This window comes from Paenibacillus sp. J22P143 (genome assembly GCF_059692035.1).
In genome coordinates, this window is record NZ_JCAUAQ010000018.1 from 61,976 (window position 1) to 78,685 (window position 16,710).

Sequence of the window (16,710 nt, forward strand, 5' to 3'; positions counted from 1 at the left end):
ATGAAGTGATTTTATACCATTTTCGTCGTTTGGAGGATTTTAAATGGGTAGTGCTGGGTATAAGTTAAAGGAATCCGCGCATAATCTTGCGCTTGAACACAATCCGCAAGGAAGTCGTAACTCTCCGAAAGCTTTTTGGAATCGGATAAAAACAGACATCGAAGAGCTGCAAAGCTTCATTAAGGAGCTTCATGAACATAGCGGTGTCTGTGTGCAGCCTGCTGAAGAATGGCTTCTGGATCATTCGGAATTTCTGGAGGCAGAGATATTAGGGATTCGGGAGGAGCTCACTCGTGTGCATATGGACTCTTTATTCACTGTTGGGGAGGATACCCAGCTAAGAGTCTCTTCAATCTGCGAATCGTATCTGGAGAACACGGACGGTCTTCTAGATGAGGAAGTAGTCTTGGCCTTTTTCACCTCCTATCAAGAAGTATCCGTGCTCTCGATCGCAGAGACATGGTCCATTTCACTATTTATGAAAATAGAGTTAATCCGCCGACTTGCGTCCATCATGAAGCCTGTAAGGGAACGACATGAAATCTGCAAGCTCGTGGAGCGTATGCTATCAGGAATTTCTGTCGCTGGGTTAACACCGGAGCGACTAAAAAATGCTTTAGAGGAAATGAATATGGAATTGCCGTTATCCGGAGCATTGATTGTTCATCTTGTCAAGCATCTAAGAGAGCATGCAGAGAATTCGGCGCACATCGGTGAATGGCTAATTTGTAAGCTGGAGAACAGACCCGAGAACCTGGATTCCATACTTTCTTATGAATACCGACTTCAATCTGAATACCAAGTGAGTACAGGTAACGTTATCATCAGCCTACGCAAGCTCACTCGGTTGACATGGGGAGAGCTCTTTGAGCAAATCAGCGTTGTAGAGCAAACGATTTTGAAAGAAATGGCAGGCGATTATCCTAGATTGGATAGCGCTAGTCGTCATTTGCTTCGGTACCGGGTGGAGAAGCTGGCACGGCGTATGAAAGTACCCGAAAATTTAGTCGCTTCTAAAGCTGTTGAATTAGCTGACAAGCAAAATGAAGCTGTCAAAAAAGAAAGCCATGATTTAATACCACCCAGAAATGTGAATGCGGCTTACTATTTGCTTGATGCGAGGGGGCAAAGTGAGCTCCAGCAAGCGTTAAAGCTGTGCGGAAAGACAGGTTCCCTTCCAGAAGTTATGATTAAGCGTCGCGCAACCAGTGTATTTATGCAATTGCTAGCGATTAGCTTTATCGCTACGCTTGGCTGCCTATCCTTATGGGTCGGCTCGGGAGCCATTATTTCTCCCCTCTGGTGGGTGTTCGTTTTGCTTCTGCTCATCTTGCCTGCCAGTGAACTTGGGATTGCGGCTGTTCATTGGCTTATAGAACGAGTGAAGCGGCCGACTAGATTGCTAAGGTATGATTTTTCTAAAGGTGTACCTGAAGATGCTTCAACGATTGTTGTCATACCGGTGATCTGGTCCAATTCCAAGGATGTTAAAGGTACAGCGGAACGCTTGGAGTTACATTATTTAGCAAACAGAGACCCCAATATTCATTACGCTATTTTAAGTGATTTCAGAGATTCAGACACGGAACAGCAGCCTGAGGATGATGACGTGTTACATAAGGCGAAAGCCGAGATTGAACGTCTAAATCAAACCTACCCGGAAAGTACCTTCCACCTATTTCATCGCCGTCGAGTATGGAACCCCTCCGATCAAACTTGGATGGGGTGGGAAAGGAAACGGGGAAAACTCGAAGAGTTCGTCAAACTGCTCAAAGAGGGTAAACGAACAAGCTATTGTGCAATGGTCGGTGATGCATCGGTTCTGAGCAAAATCCGATATGTCATTACACTAGATGCCGATACACAATTGCCTCTCGAAAGCGCTCGTCGTATGATTGGGGCCATTCACCTCCCTTACAATCGACCTAGGCTAAACAACGAAGGAACTAAAGTAATTGAGGGCTACGGAGTGCTTCAACCGCGTATAGGGATGACCTATGAAAGTGCCCAGAAATCTAGGCTGACTTCTTTATGGGCAATTGAGGCCGGACATGACCCTTATGCCTTCGCGGTTTCAGATCCTTATCAGGATGCTATAGGACAGGGCATTTTTACGGGCAAAGGGATTTTCGATCTGGATGCATTCTATATTGTCCTTGGGAACAGATTCCCAGAAAATCGGGTCCTCAGTCATGACCTGCTGGAGGGTGGTTTTTTGAGAGCAGGATGTCTAACCGATATCGAGCTCATCGATGACCACCCCCCTACCTTCCTGTCGCATCAACGGCGGCTTCATCGATGGACCCGCGGAGATTGGCAGTTGCTTCCTTGGCTAAAATCTAGAAATCGTAATGGCGCAGGCGCGCTTGTGCGGACCGATTTATCCATCGTCACCCGCTGGCAAATGGTTGATAATCTTCGTCGAAGCTTGCTGCCGCCGGCGTTGATGACGATCCTGCTGCTCGCTATACCGGTCCTCCCAGGCTCGCCCTTACGTTGGTTCGGTGTCGTGCTGCTGACCTTGTTCCTCCCTTTACTTCGTCAGTTGTTTAACTTACATACATTACTGAACCAGCCAAAGAACTTGCTTGTTACAATGGGCCACGTGCTCATTGCGTTCATGACTCTCCCTTTTCAGAGCTTCATGCTGCTGGATGCCATAATCAGAACATTGTACCGTTTGGCCATTTCGAAGCGACGGCTTCTTGAATGGGTAAATCAAGCGGAGGTCGAAAGGTTAAGCAGCAAGAAGGGTGCACCTGCACTGTCCGGACAATTCTTAGGATACATCTTGATCGCACTCCTGGCTGCCTCCACCTTGTTAACTGCGAATGCAGCAGCTCAGGCAGTATACCTGTGCACTGCTTTGCTTTGGAGCATGGCGCCGCTCGCGGTTCGATGGCTCGATCAATCCCCGCTTCGCATAGCGAAAGCATTCTCGCCGCAAGAGGCCGAAGAACTGCATAAGCTTTCACGTGATATTTGGTCCTTCTATGAGGACTTCGTGACGAAACAAGACAACTGGCTGCCGCCAGATAACGTGCAAATTGAGCCGGATAAGGGCATTGCACATCGAACTTCGCCTACCAACATTGGGATGTATTTAACTTGTGCGCTGGCGGCCAGAGATTTCGGGTTTATTGATACATCGGGACTTATCGATCGACTTGAGCGAACTGTAGATACGATCGAACGAATGGAAAAATGGGAGGGCCATCTTTACAATTGGTATGATACCGAAACACTTGTCCCGCTATTGCCGGTATACGTGTCCACAGTCGATTCCGGGAACTTTGTCGCCTGCTTGCTAACGGTTAAGGAAGGCCTGCTTGAATGGCTGCAAACCGATTCGGACCCGAAAGTCAAGAACAATCCCATGAGTATCCCTGAGCGATGGACGAATGGAAAACATGAAGTCGCTTTTGCGGTGGAATTCGGCTCTCCTCCAGCATTGGATATGTTGGCTCGCGGGAACCGCCTGGCGGCTCGGATCGCTGCAATGGCTCAAGCTACCAACTTCCGCCCGCTCTTCAACTTGGAAACGAACCTTTTCTCTCTCGGATTTCACGTGAGTCAGGGTGAAAAGGATACTGTTCTCTATGACTTGATGGCATCTGAGGCTCGTCAAGCCAGCTTTGTCGCTATTGCCTTAGGGCAAGTATCGGTTTCCCATTGGAATGCTCTTGGAAGAACGATGACAAAGGTAGGCAAGCGTCCCGTCCTTCTTTCCTGGACGGGAACCATGTTCGAGTACATGATGCCATGGCTTTTGATGAAGACGTATCGCGATACCATATGGGATAGCTCCTATAAAGCCGTCGCCCAGCGCCAGATCGACTACGCTCGGCAGAGAGACGTTCCTTTCGGCATTTCAGAGTCTGGTTACTATGTCTTTGATCATCAAATGAATTACCAATATCGGGCATTCGGAGTTCCCGGCCTCGGGTTTAAACGAGGACTGGAACAAGATCTTGTCCTTGCTCCGTATGCTACGATTATGGCTTTGCCATATGCCCCAAAGGAAGGGGTTAAGGCATTGAAACAGCTAGAACAGTTAGATGGGCGGGGTAAATACGGCTTCTATGAAGCATTGGATTTTACGTCAAAAAGATTGCCTGCAGGCCGCAAGCATATGGTGATTCGCAGCTTTATGGCGCATCACCAGGGGATGAGTCTGCTGACATTATCGAATCTGCTCCTCCCGCACACCATGGTTGAACGATTCCACCGCAACATGGAGGTGCGCGCAGCAGAATTGCTTCTGCAAGAGCGCACCAAACATCGTCCGAAGTTGATTAACCACCCTGCCATGAATCGCTCCTTCGTGAACAGGGATGACACGATTAAAGATGGCGGAATGGTGAGAGAGATTGCTTCGCCACACACATTAACTCCTGAAACTTGGCTGCTGTCGAACGGACGGTTTACGACGATGATCACGAACAGCGGAAGTGGATTCAGCAGCTGGGAAGGCCTCACCATATCCAGATGGCGCGAGGAGCCTGTCAGGGATTCGTGGGGGAGCTATGTGTATATTCGGGATATCCTGTCGGACCAGATCTGGTCACCAACGTACCAGCCTTGCAAAGTAGAATCGCCAGAGCAGAGAATTCTTTTCGAGCTGGACAAAGCCACTTTCATTCGTAAGGATGATGATATTGAAACACGCATGGAACTTTGCGTCTCACCTGAAGCTGATGCTGAAGTACGCCGAATAACCATTACTAACCTAGGAGATCAAATGAAGGTGTTGGAAATCACATCCTTCGTTGAGCTTGCGCTCTCCAACCCGATTGCAGATGTTGCCCACACGGCTTTCAGCAAACTGTTTATCCGTACTGCGTATGAGGAAGAAAGCAACTGTCTTGTTGCCGGACGACGCAAACGTGAAGCGAAGGATAAAGCCCTATGGTCAGCACATGCTTTAACAGCCGAAGGCCATACGTTAGGACCTGTAGAGTTCGAAACAGACAGGGCTGCCTTCATCGGGCGAGGTCATGGGCTAGCTGAGCCGCAATCTATTCGATCCCGTCTTAAGGGGAAGACGGGATCTGTGGCCGATCCTGCGTTCGTGATGCGGCATCGCATTCAGGTTAAACCTGGCGAACAGGCGCACTTGTATGCAGTGACTTCCGTTGCCGAAACCAAGGAAGAAGCCGTGGACATCGTGTCCAAGCTAACGAATACGCATGCCGTTTGCCGAACCTTCAAGCTAGCCTGGAATCGAAGCAGAATTGAGCTTCACAACCTGCACCTTGATCAGGCGGAAGCCTTAAACTTCCAGCGGCTTGCATCCCAGGTGCTTTACACACCGCCGTTACGAAACGAGCGCAGTACACATATCGCCTTAAATTCTAAAGGACAATCAGGGCTTTGGTCCTTCGGCATTTCTGGTGATCGGCCTATCATTGTTGCTCAGATTGGAAACCAAAACCATATGCCTTTTATCCTGAAGCTGTTAACGGGGCACGAATACTTGAGAAGGCTGGGACTCCGGTTTGACCTTGTCATCCTGAACAAATCCGCTGAGGGTTATCAGCAAAATCTCCAGGATTCACTTCAGGTGGCTGTAGAGCACAGCGTAGACCGGTTCGGAACCGGTGCAGTCGGTATTCATGTCATTCCTGACAATCGACTAAGCGAGGTGGATCGAACTCTCCTAATGGCAGTAGCGAGGGTAAACCTGCAAGCTAGCGGTCCAAGCATCGCTGGCCAACTTCAACTGCCTGGTCTTGCTAATGGCAACGAGTGGCCAGACCCGCTTCAGCGGACTGAGACAGTGGATCCTATTCAAACGGATCTGCCCTCTTCAGCACCTTCACTTGATGCGTCTGATGTCCTGTTCTACAACGACTGGGGCGGGTTTACTCCAAATGGGAAAGAATACAAGGTTATGATCAAGGGCGGCAAGCATCTACCGGCACCTTGGATTAACGTCCTTGCCAATCCAAACTTTGGCACCCTGGTCTCTGAGCTCGGTACTGGATATACGTTCTGGAGGAACAGCCGCGAATGCAAGCTGACACCATGGTCTAACGATCCTGTGCTTGATCCTCCGACGGAGCTCGGATTTATGCGGGATGAGGATACTGGTGAAGTGTGGACCGTCACCCCTGCTGCCGGCAAGCACGCAAATCCTTATCTCATTTCACATGGTCATGGCTATACGACTTTCGAGCACGAGCGTAATAGCATTCGGCATACCATGACCGTGTTTGTTCCTAAAGAGGATGCCGTCAAAATTATGCGGCTGCAAATAAAAAACACCTCATCCGAGGTAAGACGGCTCTCGGTATCTTATTATGCAGAATGGGTACTCGGCGTTCAGCGCCAATCAAACGCCCCTTTCATAGTTAGTGAGTGGGATGAATCAGCTTTAGTTCTGACTGCACAGAACAAGTATCAAGAAAATTTCCGGGATGCAACAGCCTTTCTGGGAATCTTTCCTCAGAAAACCACAGACTCCAGCGAATGCTCCTGGACGACAGATCAGCTGGAATTCATCGGGAGGAACGGCAGCTTAGAGCAGCCTGCGGCACTGAATCGTACCCGTCTGTCTGGCTGGACAGGGGCATCTTATGCAAGCTGTGGAGCGATCCAGCGTAAGCTTACGCTGGAAGCAGGTGAGGCGGCAGAAGTCATCATTTTGCTAGGCTGTGAATCGTCCAGACCGAATGCAGTCAGTTTGGCACAAGCATATAGCGAGGCTTCCCGCTGTGACGCAGCATGGAAAGAGTTAACCGACTTCTGGGATCATACGCTGAATCAGATTGTCGTAGAAACGCCTTCTTCTGAAACCAATATCCTTCTGGGCGGCTGGCTGCTTTATCAATCTCTTGCTTGCCGTATGTGGGCCCGTACTGCCTTTTATCAAGCGGGCGGGGCCTTTGGTTTCCGGGATCAGCTGCAGGATTCTCTCGCTATGCTCCATACCATGCCAGAACTCGCAAGGAAGCAGATACTTCTTCATGCATCCCATCAGTACGAGGAAGGCGATGTACAGCATTGGTGGCATGATGAGACGGAACGGGGCATCCGAACACTTTTTTCCGATGATTTACTTTGGTTGCCTTACTGCGCGGCACGTTATGTTGAGCATACGGGAGATAACAAGGTATTGGCCGAAATTGCCCCTTATATCACCAGCGAGCTATTAAAAGAGGGCGAGCACGAGCGATATGAACCAACGGTGACGTCAAGCAAAAGCGGTACACTTTACGAGCATTGCATCAAGGCGATTGAAAAAGCTCTTCAGCGCATTGGGGAACATGGGCTGCCGCTCATTGGCGTTGGCGATTGGAATGACGGCATGAATCTCGTCGGGGATGAAGGGCGTGGCGAGAGCGTTTGGCTCGGATGGTTCTTATGCGAAGTATTACAGCGGTTTGAGCCTATTTGCGCGGATCATGGCGATACCGAGCTACAGATGACATACAAGAACAGCCGCGAGCAAATCGCGCAAGCCATCGATGAACATGCTTGGGATGGGCAATGGTATCGGAGGGCATTCACGGATGCCGGCACTTGGCTCGGTACGATTCACAACGAGGAATGCCGTATTGATTCCATTGCGCAATCGTGGTCCGTCATATCCGGAGCAGCGCCACAGGACCGCAGTTATCAAGCCATGCAGTCGTTCGATCGAGAGCTGGTAGACCGAGAGTTAGCCGTTGTAAAGCTTTTAACTCCGCCGTTTGACCGTACCGAGCCGAGTCCTGGTTATATTCAAGGATATCCACCTGGCATTCGCGAGAATGGGGCGCAATATACGCATGGGGTCATTTGGAGCATCATCGCATGGTGTAAGCTAGAACAAGGAGATAAAGCGTTCGAGCTGTTTCATATGCTTAATCCGATCACTCATACTCGTACAGACCAAGAGGTGCGGCAATATGTAGGTGAGCCCTATGTAATGGCAGCCGATATCTACACCTCTGGTCCTCATTATGGGCATGCAGGCTGGACGTGGTATACCGGTGCCTCGGGGTGGATGTATCAGAGCGGTATTGAATGGATTCTTGGGCTCCGGAAACGCAATAACCGACTCTTTGTGAATCCCTGCATTCCATCAGAATGGTCCAGCTTCAAGGTCACATACCGCTATGGCAGCACGGCATATCATCTAACCTTCAACAGGAATCCAGGCAATATAGAAGGAAGCATTAAAGCGGGGCCTGATAGCTATATCGAGCTCATAGACGATGGCAAAGATCATCCCATTTTAATTAGCCTATAGCGGATTTTATTAAGTTGTTCCAAATTAAAACACGGCTGACGCCTAAGTCTATAGGTGTCAGCCGTGTTTATTTGTTTCTCATGATATGGAAGTTTGTGTAGAAACACACCAATTCACTTAAGCAGCAAAGACCCTTCTGCAAGGGTCATAAGAAGGGGTATCGGTTACAATGTGTACCACGGTTTCATTGAAGCTAAGTTCGTGGTATGAGTTTTTGAGTGCTTTACCGTTATGAACGATATCTGAACCTACTTTTGCATTTTTATCAATTCCGTTCACGATGATCAATGCCTATTATAAAGAGTTGGAGGTTCCTTTCTTCTATCTGGATGACGTGCAGTCCTGCTATCTAGCAACTCGGGAGCTGATGGCCAAAGGACATACGCAGATCGGGATCATCGCGAAAATGGATCCCCCAGTGGATCTTAACGTTTGTTTGAACCTGCCGTTCTATGCAGAAAAAACTGCTTCTCCCGCACTACGTTATTACGGCAGCCATCTTGTGAACTTCGGATGCTTTCATGAATGGTCGAACGCGTTGTACCAAAGTATTTTACGTTTCAGTAACTTGAACCAGCTTCACTGCTACAAGCTGAAGCCCTTTTTTATCATCAAAAAAGTTTTTTCTATGTGTCTGTTGCATCACAACTCCTGTTAATATGCGCAACAAATCTGTATCTCAACGAACCGGCCTAAATAAAAACCATGTCACTCAATACACTTCTCCCTAAAAACTTGCCATTATTTTTGATAAGGTGGTTCAAAAGACAACCCAGTTTCACGCTTTCTATTGGCCAGCACCAGTTCAGCAGGTCAGGATAAGCCTGCTGCATCGGGCCGTGGAAAAAAACGGCGTGATGTTTTATTCAACCACGACATCGATTTCGCTTTTTTGAATGGTACTACGTTAGGGTTGCCTGCAGATGCGGCGTCAACGTATATCGTAGGTTATCTGATCGTGTTATTCGGAGGGACATTTTTATCTTTGATTTATTACACGTTTGTCCCCAAAATAAATGTATGGTCCGGTATCTTATACGGGGTCGGCTTCGCCATGGTTATCGTCGCTGGGCTGGTGGTTCTCCCGCTGATCGGGCTTATAAACCCATTGGTTGATACTGGAGAAATAACAAAACCTGGATTTTTCGGCCTCGGTCTCGGCATGTTCGCGGGTATGTTCAGCTTCTTTGGCCATGTGATCTATGGTGCGCTCTTAGGCGGACTGACTAAGCGATAAAGAGTTGGTCGGAATAATAACATTTGCACGTCCCAAACTTGCCGTCACTTATGATAGGGTTCACCTTAACGGTCATAATGGCGAAAGGAGCAGCCGCGCTGCTCCTACTGTAAGTGATATGCCTCGATTAGCCTGTGGGTATTCATGTCTTTGTCCGTGATGAACTCATTCATGTACGTATTGCCGTTCCTACGATTGAACGAATCGGCCAGAGAAGTAATTTCGCGATTCAACCAGTCCATTGTTACGAGATCTGACTCAGCAAGCTTCTTTCTGCGTTTCTTCTTGCTCCACTCCCTGAGGAAAATTCGAACGGATAGAAAATAATTGAATCTCTCCCAACCAACCTTGCTCTCCAAGGCGTAACGAATCGTTTCATTGTAAATTTTAACTGCTTTGGACAAATCCGTAACCGTAAAAAACTCCAGAAATATACCGTTTTCTTCGATGAATTTAGGTCCTTTAAGCAGCCGGAGCGCTTTCTTCGCGGTCACGAGCGCTCGCTCGTACTCTTTAAGCTTTAAAAGGGGAACAATAATTTGGCTATACGTGTTTTGTGGTATAGATCTGCAACTCATTCTGCCGTCGAGTATGGGCTTAACCGCCTGCAGGCCCTTCTTTAGATGATTAATCTTGAACATGTATTTGCCGAACAAGTTTTGCTCACATGCCTTACAATCGGCCAGCTCATCCCGAGGCGTAGATCGCCACAGCTTATAAAATTCCGCGGCTTCCGTCATCATACCCTGTGAGAGCATGAAGTTCACTTTCTGCTGGTAATAGGGCCGTAAATTATAGCCGTAATTCAAGCACTTTTGTTTGAAATCGTCGTAAATGCTTTCGACTTGCTCCAAGCTGAACTCCGGCATCCGCCACATTTGATTCAACACCCATTTATAATGCCACATCAGCCCCTGACGGGAATACTCGCCAGGCATTTTCTCGAATTTCGATAAGCACCATGTGAAAGCAACTATCATTCTCTCTTCGCAACCCGCCTCTAGCGCTGCGGACATATAGCTCATCCGGGCATCATAAGCATCCTTTTCCGTCATGTACCGATCGGCGATCACGATCATTTCCTCTAGGACGGCCAGTTTCTGCTTTCCGTCCGGCATGTACCAGCTTCCGCGCCTTAATTCATCAAAACGGTTTTTCATCGGCCTACCTCTGTCATCCCGTCGAAACCCCTATTCATGAAATAAAGCAACGATTCGTTCATCATCTTTAATTCCGCTGTTCCCATTACATGATTGCCGAGGAGCAAAGCCTGCGTGTAAAACAAGTCGATGGCAGCCTTCCGTAGCTGCAAATCACGTGATTCCATCGCCTTTCGAACCAGGGGATTATTGTAATTATAACAAAGCCTTGCATAAGGCTTTTCGTACATCTCATTCTTGATGACGCTCACGACTTCCGCGAAGAGCGGATTCGCTTCCTTCTCGCTCTCATCCGCCAACTTGAAGAAGTTCACCTCTTGATTTGTGTTGTACAACACCGGAATGTCCGTCGGCTCGAACCATCTGACCAACGAACGGCATTGGAAGCTTCCAAGCAATTGATCCGTATACGCCAAGAAAGGTTGTACTTCCCGCTTCTCATTAAGATCTAACTCTTCGAAGCGATTAGCAAATTCCAAGATATTAAGAACACCGACGGTAACATTGCCTGCGACCTCCGTTATATTACGCACAAGCTCGAGATCATGAACGTAACCGCCATTAACGACCATCAGGTTCTGCGCCTTTGCGACCCGAGCCACTTGCCTGAACTCGTCAAGTGATGCTGTAACCAGAATGGACGAGTGATCATTCAGGATGTCCGCCATTGTCATTTCGCCGTATGACGTTTCGAAGTTTAAGTGACGGATGAAGAGAGCATATAATTCATCGTCTTCGACTGCCATTGTCTTTATGGCATCGTTGTGAACCAGTACGATTCGCTGGAATAGTGCCTTATTGGTTTCGGACAGCTCAATCAAATACCGCTTGATGCACTCCCCTAGCTCATCTCGAACTGCATAAAACAAATCGTTCTCTTGAAAGGCTTCCCGAGACGCCGTTGGCCGCAAGCTATCTGTGTTCATGATGCCATTTACGAAAAATGCCCAAGCCGGCAGGATATTATTCATTTTGTCGGACAGCAGCATGTTTTTTAGATAGACGCGGTGCTTCTTCTCATCTTGCAAACTAACCGCATAAGGAAGAATTTGTGCGATACCTGAAACGCCTCCGATTAAGGATTTCAGCGGTATAATATCCATAGGTTTGGAGTAAGTAACACTCTCGACGTAGGATAGCGCCTCTTGCTTATTCAAACTCCATGGTGGGCATGGTACGTTTATCTTCCGTTCGTATTTATCCTCGATCAGTAGGATCGGCGTTGGCAAATATTCCCCATATTTCTCCAACAATTCACTGACCCGATAATACTCGAAGTACTCCTCGTAGTCTGGCTTCGCTTTCAGGTAAACCGTCGTTCCTATCGGAACTTGCCGTTTGACTTTCTTTATTGAGTACGTCCCATCCGGCTTGCCCCGCCACTCCAACGGCTCACCGTCAAGCGCAGAACGGGTAATAAGCACGATTTCTTCGCTCACGACGAAACAAGCCAGTAGTCCTACGCCAAATTGACCAATAAAATCATCTGCGGAATCCTGATTTCCCCTTTTCGTTGAACTGCCTATTCTAGCGAGAAACAGTTCGATTTCAGATTCCGTCAGTCCACAGCCGCTGTCAGAAAAAGATAACGTTTTAGACGAGAATACTTCTACCTTGACAGCTTCCTCAAACGTATGACCAAGCCGTTTCCTAGCTGTGACAGCATCAACGCCATTCTGAAGCAATTCACGAATAAACACGCCGGGGTCCGAGTAGAGGTGATTGGATAATAACTCAATGACGCCCTGTAAATTAACTTGAAAATTCATATTCTTCATTATGTCCCTCAATGTTATATAATAAAAAACCTTGCAAGATTAATTATATCACGGCTCACATTATCTCTCGAATGGCTAATTTTATGGTTTCTATCACACCATCCTCTCATCATTCCAGGGGAACTCGTGATAGAATTAAAAGAATCTCACTTATTTTATAACAAAGGAGAACGATAGTATGACGTTAGTTACAGATTGGAAAAATAACGCTCGCGGGCATAAATTTATAGCTTCTTTCAGCGGAGGAAAGGACAGCGTCCTAGCTCTATACAAAGCAATGAAGATTGGAGAAGCAGTTGGACTGATCGTCATGCTGGAAGAAGAAGGGCAATTCTCTAGATCCCATAGAATGCCTCCAGAGCTCATACGTGCTCAAGCTGATTCTATAGGTTTGCCTGTCTATACCGCAGCTGCAAGTTGGACTGATTATGAAGAAGTATTTATGCGCCTTTTGGAAAATGCAAAAAATCAAGGAGCAGAGGTGTTAGTAACAGGAGACTTGGATATGCCTGCTCACGGTTGCTGGCATGACAAGGTTACGAAAAATGCTGGATTACAGCTTGGGATGCCTCTATGGGAAATGGATCATCGTAAAGTTATCGAAGAGTTCATAAACCTAGGATTTATAACGATACTTGTGACTGTAAATTTATCATTAGGAATGCGAGAAGAAGATCTAGGACGAACGATAACCCATGAGTATGTGAAGGAACTTGAATCTCGAGGTATTGACCCTTGTGGGGAAGGTGGCGAGTTCCATACCACAGTAATAGATGGTCCCATTTTCAAACATCGTATTCCCGTGCGTAAATGTGAGATTATTAAGAATGGAGAATATGCCTTTTTGCCTTTGGAGTTGGATCAGATGGTGTAAAGGATTGGGCAACCTTTTTGATCCAAATCGATGAATGCAATAATTTGCGTCATTTGTGATACGGTTCCCCCCGATTGATCCGCATCGCGCGATAAATCTGCTCCACCAGCACCAGCCGCATCAGCTGGTGCGGCAGCGTCATGCGGCCAAAGGACAGCCGCATATCCGCACGGCGCAGCAGCTCGCTGGACAGCCCCAGCGAGCCCCCAATAACGAAGGCCACCTGGCTCCGCCCGTAGGTGGCCAATTTATCGAGCGAGCTCGCTAGCTGCTCGCTCGTCCACATCTCGCCGTCGATGGCCAGCGCCACGACGTACACATCCGGACGCAGCGCCGCCAACAGCCGCGCGCCCTCACGATCCCGCACCTGCTGCTCCTCAGCAGGGCTCATGTTCTCGGGTGCCTTCTCATCCGGCACCTCAATCATCTGCATCTTGGCATACGGGCCAAGACGCTTCACGTACTCCGTAATCCCGTCCACGAGATAGCGCTCCTTTAATTTCCCAACGGTCAGTATCTGTATGTGCATGACGTGCCCCCTTTCTTCTCTAAATCATTCTCTCCATCATACCATTCGTTGCTTAAAGGCACCAAATTGACTCCTTAGTCACTTTCTTTTTCTCTATCCATGTTTGTTTTCATTAGTAAATCTCTATCCATGTAGCACTTTCTATTTCCCCTTCAAAACACAAAAAAAAGAGGCCCTCAGGCCCCCCTCAAACAATTAGAAAACGTGATAATGACTGGCAATGCTCGCAATGCTCAGGCGGTGCCCAGTGGGCGAAGTGGGTTTTCTGCAAATCCACCACGTCTGGCGCTTCCTCATATTCATCAACAAATTCATCTATGGCTATTTCCACATGATCTTTACAAACGACATGCATGTAAGTACCTCTCATCCGCAACGGTTCTGTAGATTTCTTTTCTTGCACTTGATCTTGTAGTTTCTCAATCTTGTAGTCTCTTGACCTTTTTTTCCTCTTACCCTACCCCACAACTACTTATCCGTCGCCTCCACCAGCGTCAGCACCGTCGTCAGCTTCTTCCCGCCGCGATAGTACACCACGTTGATCTTATCGCCGATTTTCTTTTCATTGTAAAGGTATTTTCTCAGCCCAATCGTGCTATCAATCTTGCGATCATCCAGCTGCACGATCACATCCTGCGCCTTCAGTCCCGCTTCCTTCGCAGGTCCTGAGACGTCGAAGACGATAACTCCAGTTTTGACATCTGCAGGCAGCTTTAATACATCCGTCCCTTTAAAAGCTTGCAACTCCTGCGTCGACACACCAATCAACGGCCGTTTCACCTTATGGTCTTTGATCAGGCTATCAATAATCGGAGTCACACTATTAATGGGAATCGCAAAGCCCAAGCCTTCAACGCCTGTGTCCGAGATCTTCATCGAATTGATACCGATCACTTTGCCCTCAATATTAACCAACGGTCCCCCGCTGTTGCCTTGGTTAATCGCGGCATCCGTTTGGATGACGTCCATTTCCCAGTCATAATCGGTGCCTTCACGTGAAAGCGCGACAGGTATCGTCCGCTTCGGTGAAGAAACGATGCCTTGCGTCACCGTTGGTGCGAAGCCAAGACCCAGCGGGTTGCCCACGGCAATCGCCATTTCACCCGCTCGCAGCTTGTCGGAGTCTCCGAACTCGGCAAGTACTTTAACATCTTTGCCATCCGCCTCCAGCACAGCCAAATCGGTAATCCGATCCCGACCGACCAGCGTAGCTTTACGATGCTCGCCTTCAAAGTTCACGATTTCAAACTGATTCCCGTTCTCCACGACATGACTATTCGTCACAATGCGAACCTTATCCCCGCTCCGCGCGAACATGACGCCTGATCCGATTCCAATGCCGGTTTCTTGGCCGGCTTCGTCCTTCTTCGAGGAGATGACACTGACCACAGCTGGTTTTATTCTGTCCGTCGCTGCAACAACCGAGTCATTGCTATTCATTGGATGTACATCAGCCTTGGCCACCACAGGAATCGCAAGATCCTTGCCTGACGAAGCACTGCCTCCAATCGCATGAACAATCCCTACCACGATGAGCATGCCTAATGCCCCGACGAACCCTGCGATGAGGGCGACATAACGTCTTCGACCAGCAAAGCTCGTGAAACTTGTGAAATTCCCTGTCCCTTTGGGACGCCAGACCGGCTCGCGCCTTCTTGACCTTTTGGTCGAATAAAAATCATCATCAAACAAACTCATTTCGGGTTCCTCCTCGCTGACGGGGTTTGAAGCACACTCGCCTTGCTTTATTTCAACCCATGGATACGTTCAAGTCATCCTGCGATTGGTTTTTTGCAAATAATAGGAATGTTTCGCTCGCTTCTTGCCTACAATAATAGTAAACCAAATCTCTTACCGAATTACTAGAGTGTATGGAAACTTTACTAGACCATATTTAAAGGAGAATGCCACTATGAACCGTATTCCTTCCCATTTTGAAGAAATTAATATGATTGGTAAGCTCGCTGACCTCAAGGAAAGCCACTATCACCAGTCCCTCGTCCTCTCATCTCTCATTCAGGTCTTGATTGATAAAGGTCTCATCACCGCACAGGAAATCCAGCTCAAGTCACAGGAACTCGACGCTGCACTTACTCCGAATCCAATACATCCCATTTCGTAGAACGGTCAAAATACGTATCCATCAGCCGCAGCTGTTTCGCCTCGGGCGCTCGCTCTTGTACTATATTATTCACGGTTAGCCTGGCCAAATCCATTAAGTTATGATCACGGCTAAGGTGTGCCATATAGACAGATTTCGTCTTATTCGTCATGATGTCACAGAGCGCTTCCCCTGCGGCTTCATTGGATAAATGTCCTTTATCTCCGAGAATTCTGCGCTTAATGCTCCACGGGTAATGCCCCACGCGCAGCATGTCCACATCATGGTTCGTCTCCAGAACCAAGGCATCCGAATCGATGATCTTTTCCTTCACCTTTTCACTCATATACCCGAGATCCGTTACAACACTTAATTTCTGTTCCCCTTCATAAAAAACGTAACCCACCGGCTCCGCCGCATCATGCGAAATCCCGAAGGATTCCACCTTCATCGTGCCGAACTCCTGTACACCGCCAGTGTCCATCACCCGCTTGTTGCCTTCGGCGATCACGCCAATCTGGCGATCTAGCTCCACCCACGTCTTTTCATTCGCAAAAATCGGCACATCATATTTCCGAGCGAACGCACCCAGCCCTTTGATATGATCCGAATGCTCGTGCGTGACGAGAATGCCATCAATACTGCTCGCGGCAAGCTCCCGCTCCTTCATTAACAGCTCCATCTTCTTCGCACTGAAGCCTACGTCGATCAGCAGCTTAACCTCACCGTTATCTACGACCGTTGCATTCCCCGTTGAACCACTTGATAACACCGTAAATCGAATTCCCATCTTCC

10 protein-coding genes and 1 pseudogene are annotated in these 16,710 nt (G+C 48.1%); 5 read left to right on the forward strand and 6 right to left on the reverse strand.

Annotation, left to right across the window (positions count from 1 at the left end):
- The first annotated feature begins 43 nt into the window (after positions 1 to 43).
- The 3 genes and pseudogenes from AC58PQ_RS20985 (at position 44) to AC58PQ_RS20995 (ending at position 9,473) form a co-directional block, all read left to right on the forward strand.
- Entirely contained in the window at positions 44 to 8,236 is an 8,193-nt protein-coding gene (locus AC58PQ_RS20985; RefSeq protein ID WP_497244955.1) for a glycoside hydrolase family 94 protein, read from the forward strand.
- A gap of 268 nt (positions 8,237 to 8,504) precedes the next feature.
- Positions 8,505 to 8,664: pseudogene (locus tag AC58PQ_RS20990) on the forward strand (GntR family transcriptional regulator); the annotation flags it as partial.
- A 362-nt stretch (positions 8,665 to 9,026) separates the two neighbouring features.
- On the forward strand, positions 9,027 to 9,473 hold the full coding sequence (locus AC58PQ_RS20995) for a hypothetical protein (protein ID WP_497244957.1): 447 nt from the start codon (positions 9,027 to 9,029) through the stop codon (positions 9,471 to 9,473).
- 104 nt (positions 9,474 to 9,577) lie between these two features.
- Here AC58PQ_RS20995 and AC58PQ_RS21000 read toward each other — a convergent pair whose 3' ends face one another.
- Complete coding sequence (locus AC58PQ_RS21000) at positions 9,578 to 10,633, reverse strand: hypothetical protein (protein ID WP_497244959.1); 1,056 nt, start codon at positions 10,631 to 10,633, stop codon at positions 9,578 to 9,580.
- Positions 10,630 to 12,411, reverse strand: a complete 1,782-nt coding sequence (locus AC58PQ_RS21005) for an HSP90 family protein (protein ID WP_497244961.1) — start codon at positions 12,409 to 12,411, stop codon at positions 10,630 to 10,632. Before AC58PQ_RS21005 ends, AC58PQ_RS21000 begins: the two co-directional genes overlap by 4 nt.
- 178 nt (positions 12,412 to 12,589) lie before the next feature.
- Here AC58PQ_RS21005 and AC58PQ_RS21010 point away from each other — a divergent pair, with 178 nt between their 5' ends.
- A complete protein-coding gene (locus AC58PQ_RS21010) occupies positions 12,590 to 13,285 on the forward strand; it encodes a Dph6-related ATP pyrophosphatase (protein WP_497244963.1) in 696 nt (231 codons plus the stop codon).
- 49 nt (positions 13,286 to 13,334) lie between these two features.
- Here AC58PQ_RS21010 and rlmH read toward each other — a convergent pair whose 3' ends face one another.
- From rlmH to AC58PQ_RS21025, 3 genes are all read right to left on the reverse strand, one after another.
- Positions 13,335 to 13,814, reverse strand: coding sequence for a 23S rRNA (pseudouridine(1915)-N(3))-methyltransferase RlmH (gene rlmH / locus AC58PQ_RS21015; RefSeq protein ID WP_497244965.1), 480 nt, complete (start codon positions 13,812 to 13,814; stop codon positions 13,335 to 13,337).
- Between the two features lie 187 nt (positions 13,815 to 14,001).
- On the reverse strand, positions 14,002 to 14,169 hold the full coding sequence (locus AC58PQ_RS21020; protein ID WP_063795715.1) for a CxxH/CxxC protein: 168 nt from the start codon (positions 14,167 to 14,169) through the stop codon (positions 14,002 to 14,004).
- A gap of 113 nt (positions 14,170 to 14,282) precedes the next feature.
- Positions 14,283 to 15,512, reverse strand: coding sequence for a S1C family serine protease (locus AC58PQ_RS21025; RefSeq protein WP_497244967.1), 1,230 nt, complete (start codon positions 15,510 to 15,512; stop codon positions 14,283 to 14,285).
- Positions 15,513 to 15,726: 214 nt separating this feature from the next.
- Between AC58PQ_RS21025 and AC58PQ_RS21030 the strand changes: the two genes are divergently transcribed.
- The gene (locus AC58PQ_RS21030) at positions 15,727 to 15,936 is read left to right on the forward strand and encodes a hypothetical protein (protein WP_056622608.1); all 210 of its coding nucleotides are present in this window, start codon (positions 15,727 to 15,729) and stop codon (positions 15,934 to 15,936) included.
- Here AC58PQ_RS21030 and AC58PQ_RS21035 read toward each other — a convergent pair.
- Positions 15,905 to 16,705, reverse strand: coding sequence for an MBL fold metallo-hydrolase (locus AC58PQ_RS21035; RefSeq protein WP_497244969.1), 801 nt, complete (start codon positions 16,703 to 16,705; stop codon positions 15,905 to 15,907). The genes AC58PQ_RS21030 and AC58PQ_RS21035 overlap by 32 nt on opposite strands.
- Between the last annotated feature and the right edge of the window lie 5 nt (positions 16,706 to 16,710).